Annotated in this window: 21 protein-coding genes; 13 read left to right on the top strand and 8 right to left on the bottom strand. The window is 55.0% G+C overall.

Annotated features, from left to right (window positions below; translation table 11 throughout):
• Positions 1-20: 20 nt before the first annotated feature.
• The 3 genes from istB to ADS46_RS04975 all read right to left on the bottom strand — a co-directional run bounded on the left by istB (position 21) and on the right by ADS46_RS04975 (position 2,286).
• The gene (gene istB / locus ADS46_RS04985) at positions 21-827 is read right to left on the bottom strand and encodes an IS21-like element helper ATPase IstB (protein ID WP_156524476.1); all 807 of its coding nucleotides are present in this window, start codon (positions 825-827) and stop codon (positions 21-23) included.
• A complete protein-coding gene (gene istA / locus ADS46_RS04980; RefSeq protein ID WP_066317102.1) occupies positions 824-2,005 on the bottom strand; it encodes an IS21 family transposase in 1,182 nt (393 codons plus the stop codon). The genes istB and istA overlap by 4 nt, the downstream gene beginning before the upstream one ends.
• An 83-nt stretch (positions 2,006-2,088) precedes the next feature.
• Positions 2,089-2,286, bottom strand: a complete 198-nt coding sequence (locus tag ADS46_RS04975) for a hypothetical protein (protein WP_066317099.1) — start codon at positions 2,284-2,286, stop codon at positions 2,089-2,091.
• Positions 2,287-2,538: 252 nt separating this feature from the next.
• On the opposite strand from ADS46_RS04975, the gene ADS46_RS04970 reads away from it, so the two are divergent.
• Positions 2,539-3,264 carry an HNH endonuclease gene (locus ADS46_RS04970; protein WP_066317096.1) on the top strand — a complete coding sequence of 242 codons (726 nt, stop codon included), beginning with the start codon at positions 2,539-2,541 and terminating at the stop codon, positions 3,262-3,264.
• Positions 3,265-3,446: 182 nt separating this feature from the next.
• On the top strand, positions 3,447-4,388 hold the full coding sequence (locus ADS46_RS04965) for a DNA cytosine methyltransferase (protein ID WP_066317094.1): 942 nt from the start codon (positions 3,447-3,449) through the stop codon (positions 4,386-4,388).
• Between the two features lie 3 nt (positions 4,389-4,391).
• Here the strand turns inward: ADS46_RS04965 and ADS46_RS18715 are convergent, their stop codons facing one another.
• From ADS46_RS18715 to ADS46_RS18845, 4 genes are all read right to left on the bottom strand, one after another.
• Entirely contained in the window at positions 4,392-5,378 is a 987-nt protein-coding gene (locus ADS46_RS18715; RefSeq protein WP_156524475.1) for a hypothetical protein, read from the bottom strand.
• On the bottom strand, positions 5,368-6,474 hold the full coding sequence (locus ADS46_RS04960; RefSeq protein WP_066317092.1) for a ParB N-terminal domain-containing protein: 1,107 nt from the start codon (positions 6,472-6,474) through the stop codon (positions 5,368-5,370). Before ADS46_RS04960 ends, ADS46_RS18715 begins: the two co-directional genes overlap by 11 nt.
• A 180-nt stretch (positions 6,475-6,654) precedes the next feature.
• The gene (locus tag ADS46_RS04955) at positions 6,655-7,335 is read right to left on the bottom strand and encodes a DUF7424 family protein (RefSeq protein WP_066317091.1); all 681 of its coding nucleotides are present in this window, start codon (positions 7,333-7,335) and stop codon (positions 6,655-6,657) included.
• Positions 7,336-7,397: 62 nt separating this feature from the next.
• Complete coding sequence (locus tag ADS46_RS18845) at positions 7,398-7,796, bottom strand: S24 family peptidase (RefSeq protein ID WP_066317089.1); 399 nt, start codon at positions 7,794-7,796, stop codon at positions 7,398-7,400.
• 343 nt (positions 7,797-8,139) lie between these two features.
• On the opposite strand from ADS46_RS18845, the gene ADS46_RS04945 reads away from it, so the two are divergent.
• The 11 genes from ADS46_RS04945 to ADS46_RS04900 all read left to right on the top strand — a co-directional run bounded on the left by ADS46_RS04945 (position 8,140) and on the right by ADS46_RS04900 (position 13,586).
• A complete protein-coding gene (locus ADS46_RS04945; RefSeq protein WP_066317087.1) occupies positions 8,140-8,466 on the top strand; it encodes a hypothetical protein in 327 nt (108 codons plus the stop codon).
• A gap of 45 nt (positions 8,467-8,511) precedes the next feature.
• On the top strand, positions 8,512-8,718 hold the full coding sequence (locus tag ADS46_RS04940) for a hypothetical protein (protein ID WP_066317085.1): 207 nt from the start codon (positions 8,512-8,514) through the stop codon (positions 8,716-8,718).
• A 31-nt stretch (positions 8,719-8,749) separates the two neighbouring features.
• Complete coding sequence (locus tag ADS46_RS04935; protein WP_066317083.1) at positions 8,750-8,953, top strand: hypothetical protein; 204 nt, start codon at positions 8,750-8,752, stop codon at positions 8,951-8,953.
• 38 nt (positions 8,954-8,991) lie between these two features.
• On the top strand, positions 8,992-9,195 hold the full coding sequence (locus ADS46_RS04930; RefSeq protein ID WP_066317081.1) for a hypothetical protein: 204 nt from the start codon (positions 8,992-8,994) through the stop codon (positions 9,193-9,195).
• The gene (locus ADS46_RS04925; RefSeq protein WP_082925993.1) at positions 9,195-9,455 is read left to right on the top strand and encodes an ogr/Delta-like zinc finger family protein; all 261 of its coding nucleotides are present in this window, start codon (positions 9,195-9,197) and stop codon (positions 9,453-9,455) included. The genes ADS46_RS04930 and ADS46_RS04925 overlap by 1 nt, the downstream gene beginning before the upstream one ends.
• Positions 9,456-9,501: 46 nt before the next feature.
• Positions 9,502-12,168 (top strand): toprim domain-containing protein, encoded by a 2,667-nt coding sequence (locus ADS46_RS04920; RefSeq protein WP_066317071.1) that lies wholly within the window; start codon positions 9,502-9,504, stop codon positions 12,166-12,168.
• 11 nt (positions 12,169-12,179) lie between these two features.
• Positions 12,180-12,509, top strand: a complete 330-nt coding sequence (locus tag ADS46_RS04915; protein ID WP_066317069.1) for a hypothetical protein — start codon at positions 12,180-12,182, stop codon at positions 12,507-12,509.
• Positions 12,502-12,726 carry a TraR/DksA C4-type zinc finger protein gene (locus tag ADS46_RS04910; protein ID WP_066317067.1) on the top strand — a complete coding sequence of 75 codons (225 nt, stop codon included), beginning with the start codon at positions 12,502-12,504 and terminating at the stop codon, positions 12,724-12,726. The genes ADS46_RS04915 and ADS46_RS04910 overlap by 8 nt, the downstream gene beginning before the upstream one ends.
• A complete protein-coding gene (locus ADS46_RS04905; RefSeq protein WP_066317063.1) occupies positions 12,716-13,009 on the top strand; it encodes a hypothetical protein in 294 nt (97 codons plus the stop codon). Before ADS46_RS04910 ends, ADS46_RS04905 begins: the two co-directional genes overlap by 11 nt.
• A complete protein-coding gene (locus ADS46_RS18460; RefSeq protein WP_082925992.1) occupies positions 13,006-13,230 on the top strand; it encodes a helix-turn-helix transcriptional regulator in 225 nt (74 codons plus the stop codon). Before ADS46_RS04905 ends, ADS46_RS18460 begins: the two co-directional genes overlap by 4 nt.
• Positions 13,231-13,328: 98 nt before the next feature.
• Positions 13,329-13,586 (top strand): pyocin activator PrtN family protein, encoded by a 258-nt coding sequence (locus tag ADS46_RS04900; RefSeq protein ID WP_066317061.1) that lies wholly within the window; start codon positions 13,329-13,331, stop codon positions 13,584-13,586.
• Between the two features lie 54 nt (positions 13,587-13,640).
• Here the strand turns inward: ADS46_RS04900 and ADS46_RS04895 are convergent, their stop codons facing one another.
• Positions 13,641-14,696 carry a site-specific integrase gene (locus ADS46_RS04895; protein ID WP_066317058.1) on the bottom strand — a complete coding sequence of 352 codons (1,056 nt, stop codon included), beginning with the start codon at positions 14,694-14,696 and terminating at the stop codon, positions 13,641-13,643.
• Positions 14,697-14,732: the final 36 nt, after the last annotated feature.

Below are 14,732 nucleotides of genomic sequence, written 5' to 3'. Positions count from 1 at the left end.
TCTAGATTGTCCAGTGTTTATCAATGCTCTTTTATCGGAACAGCGTCAGGTTCGTTTGAGGTGTTGTCCTCCTTCGTCGTCGGTGTCGTCACTAAGCCAGCACGTCGTTTGTCCTTCAGTCGATAGCTCTCGCCTTTGATGTTCAGGGTGGTCGAGTGATGCAGTAGCCGGTCCAAGATAGCCGTGGCGATGACCTGGTCGCCAAAGATCTCGCCCCAGTCCATGAACGATTTGTTCGAGGTGAGGATCGTACTGGCCCGTTCGTAGCGCCGGTTGATCAAGCGGAAGAACAGGCTGGCTTCTTCGCGGGTCATCGGCAGGTAGCCCATCTCGTCCAGTACCAGCACCTTCGGGTACGTCAGTTGCTGGAGTTGTCGGTCCAGGCGGTTTTCCTGTCGGGCACGCATCAGCGTGCTGACCAGCCGGTCTAACGTCATGAACAGCACCCGGTGGCCGGCTTCGGCCGCCTTCACCGCCAGCGCCACGGCGAGGTGCGTTTTACCGACACCAGGCGGCCCGAGCAGCACGACGTTGTCACTGCGCTCGACGAAGCCCAGGCCAGCCAGCTCGCGCACGATCTTGTGGTCGATGCTGGGCTGGAAGCTGAAGTCGAACTGCTCCAGGGTCTTGATCCACGGCAGTCGGGCCTGTTTTAGACGGGACTCCAGGCCCTTCTGATGACGCCCGCCCCATTCCTGCAACAGGGCTTGTTCCAGGAACTCGCGGTAGTTCAGGTCTTGCTTGCTGGCGTGCTCGCAGAGGCTGTCGAGCGACGCCTGAAGATGCTCCATCTTCAGGCGATCAAGTAGCTGTTCCAGGGCCATCACAGCACCTCCTCGTAGACGCTCAGGTCACGCTGCTGCACGGAGAGCGTCTGCTGCCATAGGGCAGCATGATGCTCCGGCACGGTGTGCCAACCTGCTTGCGGGGCCTGTAGGCGGTGATAGGCGATGGTGTCACCAGCGGCGGTGTACACCGTCAGCTCGTCATCCAGGCTGAGCCGGATCACCACCGCCTGGCCGCAATAGCCGTCGGGCACGCTATAGCGGTTGCCACGGACTTCGATGTAGCCGTCCCAGCCGACCTGGCGAAGGTCGTGATAGCGGGTATCGAAGTCGGTGGCCGGGAGCCCCTGGAGGGCCTCCGCTTCGGCCGTAAAGCGCTCGGTCGGCGTTAGCCGGAACTGCCGCAGTGGCCGCTGATCGGCCACGCGCTCCAGCCATAGCTGGAGCAGCTGGTTCAAGTGGGCGTAGCTCTCGAACTGGCGATAGCGCTGGAAGAAGTGCTGCTTTACGTAGCCCACCATGCGCTCGGTCTTGCCCTTGGTGCGCGGGCGCTGCGGGCGGCACGCCTTGGGCGCGAAGCTGTAATGGTTGGCCAGTTGCAGGAAGCCAGCGTTGAAGATCACGCGGTGGTCCCGGCCATGCTTGAGCACAGCGGCCTTCTGATTATCGACCAGTACGGTGCGCGGTACGCCGCCAAAATAACGGAAGGCCTGTACCAGCGCCTCGTAGGTATGCTCGGCATCTTGGCTAGGGGCCGCCCAGGCATGGAACCGCCGTGAGTATCCCAGGGTGTTGACGGCAAAATTAACCTTACAACGCTGGCTGGCGATGATTGTCTCGATCTCGCCCCAGTCATGCTGCAACTGAAAGCCGGGCTGGGTCTCGAAACGCACGGTCTGCTTACTGGGCCGGAGGGCGCGTTTAGGCTGGATGTACATCCGCACCATGGTGCTGCCACCGGTGTAGCCCTGCTCGCGAATCAACTGGAAGATCACCTCGGCATTCCAGACATTGTCGGCTAGCAGCTGATTGATGATGGGCTTGAAGGGATCCAGCTTGCTCGCTCGTGGCTTGGTTGGCCGCCCGGTGGGTGCCGCCTCACGGGCCAGGTGGCGCCGCACGGTACGTTCACAACAGCCGATCTGGTGTGCAATGTCCACGAGATGGGCGCCTCGTTGGTGAAGTTGCTTTATCATGAGAAAGTCCTCTCGGCTTAGCATGGCGCAATCTCTTTGTGGTTTGGTCACCAACAAGGAAAGGTCATGCGGGTCGGGGGGACAATCTATTTTGATGATTTACGGACTTATAGCACCGGCGTCGACACGAGCGAGCGCGCTTCATCAACCACCAGCACGTCGCCTTCCATCAACGGCCCGCCTGGATGCGCTTCCTCGCTAATCTCCACCAGAAAACAGCTCGGGGTAAATTTTCGCCTGTCCATTTCCGCTACCGCCGGATGATCAATGCCCACCACGGCTGGCCCCAAGTAAGTCACTCGCATTCGCTCCCCCTGTGCTTGCTCGATGTTTGGCGACGTACATTAGCGTTTGCCTGTCGCTTTCCCTGTGGCTAATACTGTATAAATAAACAGTCTTTCGCAAGAGCCGGGAAGCAAAATGGTCAAAGGAGAAACCCCATACACAGTGGATGCGCGAAGCGACGAACAGGGCTTATCTGATGAAGACGTATCCCAAATAGCATCGGCCCGTGTCACAATCAAAACATATGATGAAATACTTAAAGAAGGTGCTGCATGGCAAAAAATAAGCCCTGGTCTCGAGATGAGCTAATATTGGCATTAGATTTATATTTTCGGTTGGAACCGCGACAAAACAGCACTGACGAGACCGCAATACAAGAACTTAGCCGTCTGTTAGCTGCTATACCCCCACTTGAGAATGAATCTAGGCAAGAGAATTACCGCTCACCCAACAGCATCACGATGAAAATTGCTAACTTGCAGTACATTGACCCTACTAGGTCTGGGGGTCTTAAGGCCGGCGGCAAGTTAGATCGAGAAATATGGGAAGAATTTTCAGGTGACCGCCCTAGATTAGAAGCTACAGCAGCAGCCATATCCCAAGCCTTGGATACAGAGCCATCAAGCGATCAGTACCCTACCGGCGGCGAAGACGACGACGAAGCGAGCGAGGGCCGAACCCTCACTCGCTTGCACAAGAGCAAAGAGCGTAACCGTACACTAGTCAAAAAGAAGAAAGCGAAGGTGATGAAAGAATCCGGCAAGCTAACTTGTGAAGCCTGCTGCTTTGACTTTGCCGAAGTCTATGGAGAGCGTGGCGAAGGCTTTATAGAATGCCACCACACGCGACCGCTCTACACGTTGGACGCAGGGAGTAAAACAAAAATCAGCGACTTGGCCCTACTCTGCGCGAACTGCCACCGCATGGTACATGCTCAACGGCCGTGGCTATCGATTGATCAATTGAAAGAAATAATCGCCTACTCGCAGGGTAAATAGAGGCAAAAGCTTCAAGAAGAAAGAAAGTGTGGCCATACGGCTCTGGGCGTATTAGCATGAGATGCAATAACGCAATAAAGAAAAAACGCATTGAGGGTGTGCCTACACGGCCAAGGGACGTTAGAATCCTACCCTTTCAAGAACATCCATCCCGAGAGGGAGTTAAGGCTTAGGGTAACGTCATGCCAACAGCAGTGTCACTTTTCTCAGGTTGCGGAGGCTCAGACGCTGGCATCATCAATGCTGGCTTTGATGTGCTGATGGCCAACGATGTGTTGGCATACGCGCAGGCAGTGTATGAGCACAACCACCCAGAGACTGACTACCGCTTAGGTGACGTCAGCAAAATAGAACATTTTCCAGATGCCGAGTTATTGGTTGGCTGCTACCCATGTCAAGGATTCAGTCAAGGCGGCGTACGCGACGCTAACAGAAAAATCAACACGCTGTATCTTGAATTTGCACGCGCGCTAAGGCAGATACGGCCCAAGGCATTCATTGTTGAGAATGTATCTGGCATGGTGCGTAAAAATTACGCCTACCTCCTACAGGACCAGGAACGGGTATTTACTGAAGCTGGGTACAACGTATCTTTCCAAGTACTAAATGCAGCCGACTTCGGAGTCGCGCAAGAGCGTAAGCGGATTTTCATCGTCGGCATCCGAGACGACTTTGGTATTGAGTATGAGTTTCCACAGCCAACCCATAGCGTGCTGGGCGGCACTCCAAAAAAGACAATTCATGACGCCATCGGTGGAATGCCCGAATGGCCAGAAGGCGAGTTCTACGACCTAGACTTCCACTGGTACTACTTATCAAGAAACCGGCGCAACGAATGGGCAGATCAGTCAAAAACAATTGTGGCTAATCCTCGGCATATGCCGCTTCATCCAATGAGCCCGCCGCTCGAAAAGCTTGAGCATAACGTTTGGCGTTTCGCGCATGATGGGCCAGCACGCCGCTTCAGTTACCGGGAGGCCGCTAAGCTGCAAGGCTTTGGCGACCTAATGTTTCCAGAGCATAAATACGGAAGCATGAGCATGCGATACAAAGTGGTTGGGAATGCAGTACCACCGCCTCTTTTTGAGGCGGTGGCGAGAGCTTTACCAGACATATGGGATTAATTCTTATAGAGGAAGGCTATAAGCTTCAAATTCAGCCTCAAAATTTTGAAAGTAAGCTTGAAGAGCGATGCCTTCAAAATCATTGCTCTTCTCTATTAAACTAATAATTCGTAAGCGATCTATCACTACGACCCCGGTCACTTTACTTCCTTGCGCCCACCTACCCGTTGAAGATCTGTAAAGTACAGGTGTGAACATAGTAGTTATAACATCATGAGAAAATTGGAAATAGTTTGACAACCCCATGGGATGGGCTTCAAGCCGTTTATCCGGCCAGTTTTCTTCTTGGGCGCCGCACTGTCCAAATATAACATGCGCACCATGTGCCATATCTCTAAAAGAAATGACACCAACTAAATCAATCCCACCATCTCCAGAAGAATCTCGCTCCCTGATATCTTCTTCATGTACTTTGAAAGCACTAACCTGATCTCCTAGCCTAACAAGCGCATCTCTACAGTCGGTTCCGTAATATTCTCGTCGATCATCCGAGTTTGCATCGAAAATTTTAACATCTGCATAATCAGGCAGTAATGAACTCAATGCAACTGATGAAACTTTAGCAAAAGCCTGAGACCAGTGATATCTATTAGTAGGCTTAAAAGACCGCAATCGTGAAGAAGCCAATAAAAACCTATAAACTTTATGCCTAGGGTTGCTCCAATCTGTATTTAGTTTTATTACATCCCCGACGACCTGAAATGGATAATTTTCAGAAAAGCATGAAGCTCGGTACTCCAATTGCGTCCAAGCATCTTCAAGTCGCTCTTCTTTTATATCATGTTTACCGGAGTCAGAGAGATCTGAGTCATCTAATAGCTCCTCACTGTCAACATCATCATCGGATAATGGTAAACCATTGACAATATTCGCAATGTCGTTTTTATGAACTTCATTTTTACCATGAGGATCGAAGATAGCTAAAAATTCAATCAAGTCCGCAAAAAGATGAGGAGAATTGGGCTGCAAGACACCTATCTCAAAATTCATCGTCATCAACCTTCTTAGCTGACAATGTTTTTCCTATGAGCTTGATATTACTTTGTATCTCTCTAGAAACTTCTAGCGCTTGTTCAGAGAAGTCAATATTTGCAACCAAGCTAGAAGCTTGAGCTAGTGAGGCCTGTGCATTATAAAGAAACTCCATAAACTCTTCTTCAGATCCTTTCGAAAGCCTAAAAGCATAATCTAAAGAACTGCCACCCATAAAAGCAATTTTTGCTTTTTCTGAATCTAAGATAGCTCCTAAGCGTTTTAGGTTACGAGATTCGCCAACTCGAGTAACTCCATTTTCGTTTTTCCTATACAGCCAATTTGTTAAATCTTTGATACTTGCTTTAGACAAGCAACCAGACTCAACGATAGGATGTGTATGCTCAGTTTCTCTGCCTTCTTTTTCTGCTGTTCCAATAAAACAAGCTATTCTTTCGTCAGCCAAGGCTGTTGATAATACAGCAAATTTTATACTCTCTTCATCGAGACCAGGAATACCATAGAAATCTTCTTTCTCGATCACCTCATAAACTGCTAAGGCATCTAAGTTGCGCTTAATATGATTGCTACGAGAGCCAATCATCTGAGCAACTTTTCTATATCTTTCACTTGGATCTTCGTGCTCACCCGTAAGTGAAAAAAGTTCACGCATGTATCGAGCTTTTGACAACGGCTCCCACTGTTTCACACCAGTAATATGCCGATACCCCAGATAAGGAAGTACTTTCTCCCTACTCTCCCTTATTACTACAGGAAGTTTTTCAATAGGCTCACAGCTTTCAGAAATCACTGTCATGAGCCTACCTGGTCTATCTATCTCATTAGGGTTATTAAGGAGCCTTACAGCTGAAAGACGTCGATTTCCTTCAACTATTATATATTTTTCATCTTCTTTAATAGCAACTAAAGGTTCACCTGGAAAAAACCCGTTTTGTGCAATAGCTTCCATCAAATCTTCAAGGCTAGTTGTGGTGGCTATATATTTCAGTATAGATTTTTCTGTTTTCTGGACATTTGATGGTAGCCTAGGGTTTCTAAAATCAAGATGCAGAAGATTTACATCTATCATTTTAATTTCACTTTGCTCAATCATTATAAACTCCGCATTTTATAAACCGAGTTAAACGTTATTTTAACAGCAGCCTCCACACCAAACAGTTGTTTACCGTAGAACCCACAATATCCAAGTCTCACACGCCTCAAAATCTTCACGTAGCACATATACTACGGCATGCGACTCGCATCATTTTCGGCTTGTAAAATTCATAACAAACTATTTCCTCAATTGCTCGCCTAGATATGCCAGATCCACCAAAACAGTAGCCTCGCCGGTGGTGATCGCTCGCTCAATCAGCACATCCGAGAAACGTAAGGAAATGGTTTCGCTATCAGGCACTTCCAAGGGTTGTAACGTTGCGGGCTCGCCGTTGACCCACGTAGAAAGTGCAGTGACGGCAAAGGGTTCACCAGTATCGTTAACCACGTCCACAGTAATCGCATATTCTAGTTCGCCCATCATCATATTGGCTTGCTGGGCTTGTTCCAGACGGTTTAACACGGCAGGCGGAACGGCTACGCCAAGCGGCAGGTTTTCACTGGTAGTAATATTGAAAGCATCTTCTGACGCGAACGTTTCTGCATCACCATCTCGATCAATGGGCAAGGCAATGTCAAACTCAGCCCAGCTATCCATACTTTGCGAATAACACTCACTGAAAGACGCGGTAGGGAAAATGCGAGGCATCATTTCTTGAGCTTCAACCAGCGAGTCCGATGGCTTACGGCTATCTTCGTAATCTTCACAGGTCAACACTTCTAACCGCACCTTGCCAGGTACGCTGGCAACGTCTGGGTCTTGCAACTCTGAAAGTGCTACCTGTGTGGAAAACTCGGTTTTGCATCCCGCTAATGCAACAGCTGCCGCCGCGATAGCGGTCATTTTAAAAACTCGCATTCCCTTACTCCCTGTCGTTATTGCAGCCTCAAAACCACCTAGCTGCCTTTATAGTTTTACAGTCAAACCACCCGCCCAATCCGAATCTCACACCTCCCAAGTATCTCCACATCGTGCATATCCTGCGGCTTGATCATTTCCGGCTGGTAGTGATCGTTGTCGCTAATCAGGTACAGCGCACCGCCCGCCAGGCGCTGTACCCGCTTGATCCGACGCTCTCCGCTCACCAGTAGCAAAAACACGCCTTCCTGTTTCGGGTCACGGTTGCTGCGATCCACCAGCACCCAGTCGCCATCATCCAGCGTGCCGAGCATGGAATCGCCGCGAACTTTCACGCCAACCACCTGGGCCGGGTCTAGCCCCTGCTCGGCCAGCTCGCTACTAGGGAAATGCAAAATGGTTTGAACTGGCTCGCCTTCAAAGCTGCGCCCTGCCCCGGCGGCGGCTTCGATGTCGTACATCTTCACTGGCGAGAGCCCAGCTCCTATATCTACTGGCCCAACGTCAGAAGTAATCGAACGACTACCTGTCAGCACGTAATGAGTATTCACACCAACACTATGCAAAGTCGAAAGGTAATCAGCCTTTGGGCTTCGCTTATCGCTCTCATAGAGCAATTGAGTGTTTTTTGTGACGCCTGCGGCGGCTCCCAGCTCTCCTTGGGAGAAGCCAAGCCGTACTCTTTCATCACGCAAACGCTCACCGATAGAACTCATTAGGTATTCATTCCTTGACAAGGTATCGTTTTGGATACACGATAAATATGTCTTTCACTTCACAACACACAGCAAGGGAGCCACTGCCATGGCCACACCTGCCAAACCCACACCGCTACACCCCAAAACCGTGACCTATCGCGGCGTCACCGTTGACCTGGAGCGTTGCCCGCAACGCACTCGCCAGTTACTGCAGCTGGCCACCGGCGGCGGTAGCCAAACGCTCAACCCGCTGGCGGAGATCGAGGCGCTGGAAGAGCGCACCACCGCCGAGGCGGTAGGCCAACTGGCGGCCACGTTGATCGCCAACGGCCAGCATTCCGACATTCAGCGGGAACACGCGCTGGAAGCGCTGCGTACCCACCTGGATGAGCACTTCGTGCAACGCAAGCTGATTCGCCTGTACCAGCGCTAACCACTGGTTCGCATTGTCTTTCACTTTGTTAAGGAAGCCTAACCCATGAACCGCCCTAACTCCATTACCCCAAAGGCAATTTATGCCCCCAAGGGGTGTAACTGCCCAATCATGGCCCACGTGACCGAAAACGAGCGCGACGACCTGAAGCGTATCGCCCAGCTGGAAATGCGCACGCTGTCGGCCACCGCTCGCATGCTCATGCTGCGCGGTATCGAGCAGTACGACCAAGACACCCTCAGTGCCGAATGACGACCCGCTGCCTTGCATAAGGATGTTTGCCATGTACCAGGACCCCAAACGTGTGCGCTCTCGTTACGCCGCTCTCAATTTGGATCAGTACGAGGCCCGACTGATCGATGCCCTGGTGGATTACACCGGCATCGACCGAGCCTCGCTGCTACGTCAACTGGTGCTGAAAGAAGCACTAGAGACGCTGGGCGTTGCTGATCTCTCCGTTAGCAATGTGCCTCAAGAGGCGTCGTAAAGGCAGGTCTTTTTGAGGACCCCAAGGAGCACTGATGTATGGCTGACCAACCGGCCCGCGGCGAATTACGCCTTCCGCTGAATGAGCAGCTAGAGGACGTGCTGCAGCAGGTATGCAACCAGCAGAACTTATCGAGCCTGGACGAAGCCGCCGAGTGGTTGATGCGTCGCCGCTTGCGCAAAGGCACCCAAGGACTCACCGGCCGAGGCCGCGCCCTTTACCCCATTGAGAGAAAACACTGATGACGATGACCAGCAAACACCGCCTTCCTTGCCCGCACTGTGGCCACAACCTGCGCATCCGCAAAAGCCAGGGGCTAACGCCGGTGTACCGCGAGGCGGTCGTGGAATGCCGCAATGAAGACTGTGGGTTTCGGGGCAAAGCGCGCATCGAGGTGTGCAACACGCTGACACCCAGCGACAGCCCCAACGCCCAGGTGGATCTGCCGTTTACGCCCAGGTTGCTTCAACAGGCGATCAAGCAGGCGCAAGGGGCATCGTAAACGCCTGACCGGCCCAGCCAATGACTCTGAAACTAAGGAGGCGAGCGTGAATCCATCGCTGCGCCAGGACATTGTTACGCGCTTGATAAGCGATTTTGAGGCCATTGAGCGCGGCCCCTACCTGCAACGGGTGCGCTGCCCGGAGTGCGGGAAGCGCGAGGCGTACATCAATGCCGACGCGCCGTGGATGCTGAAATGCGGCCGGGAGAACAACTGCGGCGCGCAGCTGCACGTTAAGGCGCTGTTCCCTGACCTGTTCCGCTCCTGGAGCGAACGCTACAGCCCCAAAGCGGGGGAACAGCCCGCCTCCGCCACGCCGGTGGCGGATGGCTACCTGCGCGACGGCCGTGGTTTTGAGCTTTCTCGTATTCAGGGCTGGTACACCCAGGAGAGCTACTGGAAGCCGGAGGTCGGCGGCACCGCCACGGTGCGCTTTGCCCTGCCTGGCGGCGCCTACTGGGAACGCCTGCTGGATAACCCGGAGCGCTTTGGCAAGCAGAAAGCCAACTTCGTCGGCCGCTATAAAGGCCAGTGGTGGTGCCCGCCAGCGCTGACGCTTAACGATCTGGTCGCCGCCGGCGAAGTATGGATCGTGGAAGGCATCTTTGATGCCACCGCCCTATATCACCACGGCATCGCCGCCGTGTCCGCCATGAGCTGCGGCAACTACCCCGATGCAGCGCTCAAAGCCCTGGCGGACGCCGCCCACCACGCAGGCACCTGCCGCCCGGCGCTGGTGTGGGCGCTGGATAACAACCGCGCTGGCCACAACGCCACGCTCAAGCACGTTAAACGTGCCCGGGCGGCTGGTTGGGAGTGCCACGCCGCGCAGATTCCGCACGGTGGCCACGACTGGAACGATGCCCACCAACGCGGCGAGCTGACCGAGGCGGACCGCGAGACCTACCGCTACCACGGCGACCTGCTGTTAGCGCCGACCGCCATGGCCAAGGCGCTGCTGATGTACAAGCGCCGCGAGCAGCGGGAGTTCTGGTTCGAGTTCAAACGCCAGGTGTGGTGGTGGAAGCTGGATATGGACGCCTTCGACCGTGCCCTGCGTGCCGATGGAGCGGATGGCCACGACCAGGAACAGCTGGACCCGGCGATGCGCGATGCCGCCCTGGAGCAAGCGGGCAGCGTGAAGCGGATCTGCACCTGTTACCCCACGGCGCTGTATTACCAGGCCAACGCGGTCACCGATGAGAGCTGGTACTACTACCGCGTGGAATTCCCCGACGGCCGCCCGCCGATCAAGAACACCTTCAGCGGCGGCCAGCTGGCCAGTGCCAGCGAATATAAAAAGCGCCTGCTGGGCGTGGCTCCCGGCGCAGTGTGGACCGGTACCAGTCAACAGCTCGACCAACTGCTGCAGGACCAGATCGGCAACATCAAAACCGTCGAGACCATCGACTTCATCGGCTACAGCAAAGACCACGGCGCCTATGTGTTCGGTGATCTCGCCGTGGCCGGTGGCCGGGTGGTCCCCATCAACAGCGAAGACTTTTTCGAGCTCGGCCCCCGCCGCCAGTTGAAGACCCTCAGCCAGTCCGTGGCGCTGCACATCAACCCCGATCGCAAAGCGTTCAGTACCGACTGGATTCCGCAGCTGCTCGGCGCGTTTGGTACCCGCGGTGTGGTGGCCCTGGGCTATTGGATGGGCAGCCTGCTGGCCGAGCAGATCCGCGCCGAGATGGGCAGCTTCCCATTTCTGGAGATCGTCGGCGAAGCCGGCGCCGGTAAATCCACGCTGATCGAGTTTCTGTGGAAGCTGTGCGGCCGGCGCGACTACGAGGGCTTTGACCCCAGCAAGGCCACCATGCCCGCCCGCTCGCGCAACTTCGCCCAGGTGAGCAACCTGCCGGTGGTGCTGATCGAGTCCGACCGCGAGCAGGAAGGCGGCGCCAAGCAAAAGCAGTTCGATTGGGATGAGCTAAAAACCGCCTTTAACGGCCGCTCGATCCGCGCCCGTGGCGTGAAGAACAGCGGCAACGACACCTACGAACCACCCTTTCGCGGCAGCATCGTCATCAGCCAGAACGCCCCGGTCCAGGCGGGCGAAGCCATCCAGACGCGCATCTGCCACCTGCACTTTTCCCGTGAAGGCCAGAACAAAGACACCAAGGCCATGGCCGAGGCGTTGGAAAAAGCCGAGCTCGAGCACGTCAGCCAGTTTGCCCTCGAGGTCGCCCAGCGCGAAGCCGCGCTGCTGGCGTTGATCACCCAGCGCGCCCGCCGGTACGCCAACCAGCTGGGCGACGATCCGGATATCAAGGTGCTGCGCATCGCCAAGTGCCACGGCCAGCTGATGGCCCTGGTGGAGTGCCTGGGGCCGGAAGGGCTCGACCTGTTCGATGAGCAGACCATCACCGTGGCCATGGGCCACATCCAGCAGATGGCCCGCGAGCGTCAGCAATCCATCAATGCCGACCATCCCCTGGTCGCCGAATTCTGGGAAGCCGTCGACTACATCGAAGGCCTGCGCGACGAGCCCATGCTGAACCACTACGGCAAGGGCAGCGACTTGATCGCCATCAACCTGAAGGATTTCGAGCGCACCTGCGCCGAATACAAGCTGCGCACGCCGGAAATGCGCGAGCTGAAGCGGTACCTGAAGAGCAGCAAGACCCGCAAGTTTGTGGATTCCAACCGCACCGTGAACTCCCGCGTCCGCCTCCACGGCGGCAGCGTGAAGTGCTGGGTGTTTCAACAATGAAGGAGCTAATCATGACCTTTGAAGATAACGCCATTTACAACGCCCTGACCCGCATCAGCCGGTTAACGAGCATCGCCAACCAGCACCGGCTGGCGTACCAGCAAACCGAGCGTGAGCTGAAAGAGGCCAAGCTTGACGCGTTCAACACGCTGAAAACGTTGCCTCACGAAACGCTCATCGCGCTCTCGGAAAACCCCATTGAGGACATGGACCACTTGATCGTCATCAACGACGGCGACGTAGTGGAAGACACCTTCAACGACAACACCATCACCGTGACCCGCTGCCCCAGCGTCACGCCAATCTACCGCTTCAAAGCCCAGGAGGTGAACGATGGCTGATAACGCCGACATCGCCACCGACACCATGGAGCGCCGCATGGAAGCGGCGCTGGCCAGCCGCCCCAAGTGGCTAGGCGTCGACATGGCCGCCACCGATCCGGACTGCGAAGACTGCGGCGACGAGATCCCCGCCGCCCGACGCAAAGCAGCGCCCTGGGCCACCACCTGCATCGAGTGCCAGGGCATACGCGAGCAACGGAGGCGGCATGTGCGCTGAACCGTTCAAGGGCGGCAAGCTGGCCAGGCAAGCCGCCATGCTCTGCCAGGATCGCGCCTTCCAGAGCTACCTGGACAAACGCCGCCGCTACAAACAGGGCCTCACCGAGGCCCAATTACCCGACGGCACCCACAACGCCGACGACGCCCGCGACTGGCTCTGCGCCGCCTGCCAGATCCAAAGCCGCGCGGAGCTGGATCACGACTCAACCGCGGCGGCCACGTTCCGCCGCATTCGCCAACGCTTCATGAAGTGGAAGCAGCTAACAGGTAATAAATCATGACCACATCATCTACCGGTAACCGTCTATTGCGCAGAAAGGAAGTAGAGAGCCGTACTGGAAAAAGTCGCTCTGCCATCTATGAAGGCATAAGAAAAGGGACTTTCCCCGCGCCTGTCCCCATCGGAGGGAAGAGCGTTGCCTGGCTGGAAGAAGAGGTTGAAAGCTGGATCGCCAACTGTGTGGCCGCACGAACAGCATCACGGAAAAACCTCAATAACTAAAACCTTGCCGAGTTAGACCACAACCCAACCGCGGCGGCCACATTCCGCCGCATTCGCCAACGCTTCATGAAGTGGAAGCAGCGCCCAGGGAGGCACCAATGAACACTTACTTTGGCCTACTCGCAGAATTCAACGGCCGCACCGAGTTGCCCCTCGAGGAAGTCGCCCCGCGCTTCTTCGGTATCACCGCCCGCACAGCCGGTTTCCGCGCCGGCGCCCAAGCCCTGCCGGTACCCGCCTACCGCGCCGGCGACTCACAGAAAAGCCCCTGGCTGGTCAGTGCGATCGACCTGGCGCAGTACATCGATGAGAAACGTGCCGAAGCTAGGGAACAGTGGAAGATGGTGAATGAGTGAGGTATGCGCCGCAGCTGCGGCGCTTAATACAAGAAGAAAGGTAACGGTATAAGACTACCGCAGTTGCAGTTTTTCCGGCCTCAAGTGTGTGTATCGCTTCAATACATCCCAACTCTCATGGAGCGTGAACTGTTGCACCTCCACGATCTCATAACCTGCCTCAAATAGCCGCGACGTCGCTTCATGGCGTAGATCATGAAAGCGCAGATCCTCTATGCCTTTGGATTCCGTCGCTGCCCGCCAACGGGTACCGATGGATCTAGAGTAATAGGGAAAAATTCGCGGCTCGTCTCTTTTACGCGGCTGCCGTTGGATGATGGCCATCGCCTCATGAGTGAGCTTAAACCGCTTATGGTTGCCCCACTTCTGCCTTGGGTGCTTAGCATCCCGCACCCAGCAGGTCATCGCCTCTGTATCCAGGTCATCCCAGGTGAGCCGGGTGATCTCCTCCTGGCGGCGAGATGAGGCGATCGCAAAGTCCATGATGTCTTCCATGGGAATAATCGCGCTCGGCCGGATCTTCTGAGAGTGCTGGAAGTAAGCGCGAATCTGCTCGATCTCCTCTGGCGTCGGTCGCCGATCGCGAGATGCCGGGCGGTTTATCAGCCCTTTACTTCGAAGCAACAGCTTGGCCGACTCAAACTCGTTCAGGTCCACCGGCATACGCCAGGCAGCGACCGCTGTTTTTAAAATGATGCCAAGCCAGGTTATATCCAGGGCGGCGGTCGAAGGCTTCACGCCACTGCGGCGCCGCATCTGAGCATGATCTATGATTTGCTCGCTGCTGAGCTCCGTAATTTTGACGCGTGCGATCGGGAAGCGCCGAAGCTGCTCGATAGTGGCCCGCTTACTACGCCCGGCCCCATCGGCAAATTCATGCAGGTAGCGCTCAATGGCATCGTTTAAAGTAACGCCTTTCCATTTCGCAGTCAGCACACCACCTGGTGCAGCCAGTTCGAGCTCGCGTCGTTTGGCCCATTCTGCGGCCATCGCCTTTTTAGGGAATGTTTTGGACTCTGAGTAGTCAGGTTGACCAGTACGCGCAATGCGAATACGCGCTAGATATGAGAAACTGCCGTCCCTTTTTGGACGCTTCACGATCGTCGCCATCACTGCCTCGAAATGTGACAAATTAAAGTGCCACGA

Source organism: Halomonas sp. G11, assembly GCF_001663515.1.
Lineage (GTDB): Bacteria > Pseudomonadota > Gammaproteobacteria > Pseudomonadales > Halomonadaceae > Vreelandella.
The sequence above is the reverse complement of the archived record's forward strand: the minus strand, read 5'-3'. Positions and strand labels throughout refer to the sequence as shown.

Excerpts from the sequence above, each read along its gene's own strand:
- istA (WP_066317102.1), bottom strand. The coding sequence starts at position 2,005 with ATGCTAAGCCGAGAGGACTTTCTCATGATAAAGCAACTTCACCAACGA.
- ADS46_RS04975 (WP_066317099.1), bottom strand. The coding sequence starts at position 2,286 with ATGCGAGTGACTTACTTGGGGCCAGCCGTGGTGGGCATTGATCATCCG.
- ADS46_RS04970 (WP_066317096.1), top strand. The coding sequence starts at position 2,539 with ATGGCAAAAAATAAGCCCTGGTCTCGAGATGAGCTAATATTGGCATTA.
- ADS46_RS04965 (WP_066317094.1), top strand. The coding sequence starts at position 3,447 with ATGCCAACAGCAGTGTCACTTTTCTCAGGTTGCGGAGGCTCAGACGCT.
- ADS46_RS18715 (WP_156524475.1), bottom strand. The coding sequence starts at position 5,378 with ATGAATTTTGAGATAGGTGTCTTGCAGCCCAATTCTCCTCATCTTTTT.
- ADS46_RS04960 (WP_066317092.1), bottom strand. The coding sequence starts at position 6,474 with ATGATTGAGCAAAGTGAAATTAAAATGATAGATGTAAATCTTCTGCAT.
- ADS46_RS04955 (WP_066317091.1), bottom strand. The coding sequence starts at position 7,335 with ATGCGAGTTTTTAAAATGACCGCTATCGCGGCGGCAGCTGTTGCATTA.
- ADS46_RS18845 (WP_066317089.1), bottom strand. The coding sequence starts at position 7,796 with ATGTACGACATCGAAGCCGCCGCCGGGGCAGGGCGCAGCTTTGAAGGC.
- ADS46_RS04945 (WP_066317087.1), top strand. The coding sequence starts at position 8,140 with ATGGCCACACCTGCCAAACCCACACCGCTACACCCCAAAACCGTGACC.
- ADS46_RS04940 (WP_066317085.1), top strand. The coding sequence starts at position 8,512 with ATGAACCGCCCTAACTCCATTACCCCAAAGGCAATTTATGCCCCCAAG.
- ADS46_RS04935 (WP_066317083.1), top strand. The coding sequence starts at position 8,750 with ATGTACCAGGACCCCAAACGTGTGCGCTCTCGTTACGCCGCTCTCAAT.
- ADS46_RS04930 (WP_066317081.1), top strand. The coding sequence starts at position 8,992 with ATGGCTGACCAACCGGCCCGCGGCGAATTACGCCTTCCGCTGAATGAG.
- ADS46_RS04925 (WP_082925993.1), top strand. The coding sequence starts at position 9,195 with ATGACGATGACCAGCAAACACCGCCTTCCTTGCCCGCACTGTGGCCAC.
- ADS46_RS04915 (WP_066317069.1), top strand. The coding sequence starts at position 12,180 with ATGACCTTTGAAGATAACGCCATTTACAACGCCCTGACCCGCATCAGC.
- ADS46_RS04910 (WP_066317067.1), top strand. The coding sequence starts at position 12,502 with ATGGCTGATAACGCCGACATCGCCACCGACACCATGGAGCGCCGCATG.
- ADS46_RS04905 (WP_066317063.1), top strand. The coding sequence starts at position 12,716 with ATGTGCGCTGAACCGTTCAAGGGCGGCAAGCTGGCCAGGCAAGCCGCC.
- ADS46_RS18460 (WP_082925992.1), top strand. The coding sequence starts at position 13,006 with ATGACCACATCATCTACCGGTAACCGTCTATTGCGCAGAAAGGAAGTA.
- ADS46_RS04900 (WP_066317061.1), top strand. The coding sequence starts at position 13,329 with ATGAACACTTACTTTGGCCTACTCGCAGAATTCAACGGCCGCACCGAG.
- ADS46_RS04895 (WP_066317058.1), bottom strand. The coding sequence starts at position 14,696 with ATGGCGACGATCGTGAAGCGTCCAAAAAGGGACGGCAGTTTCTCATAT.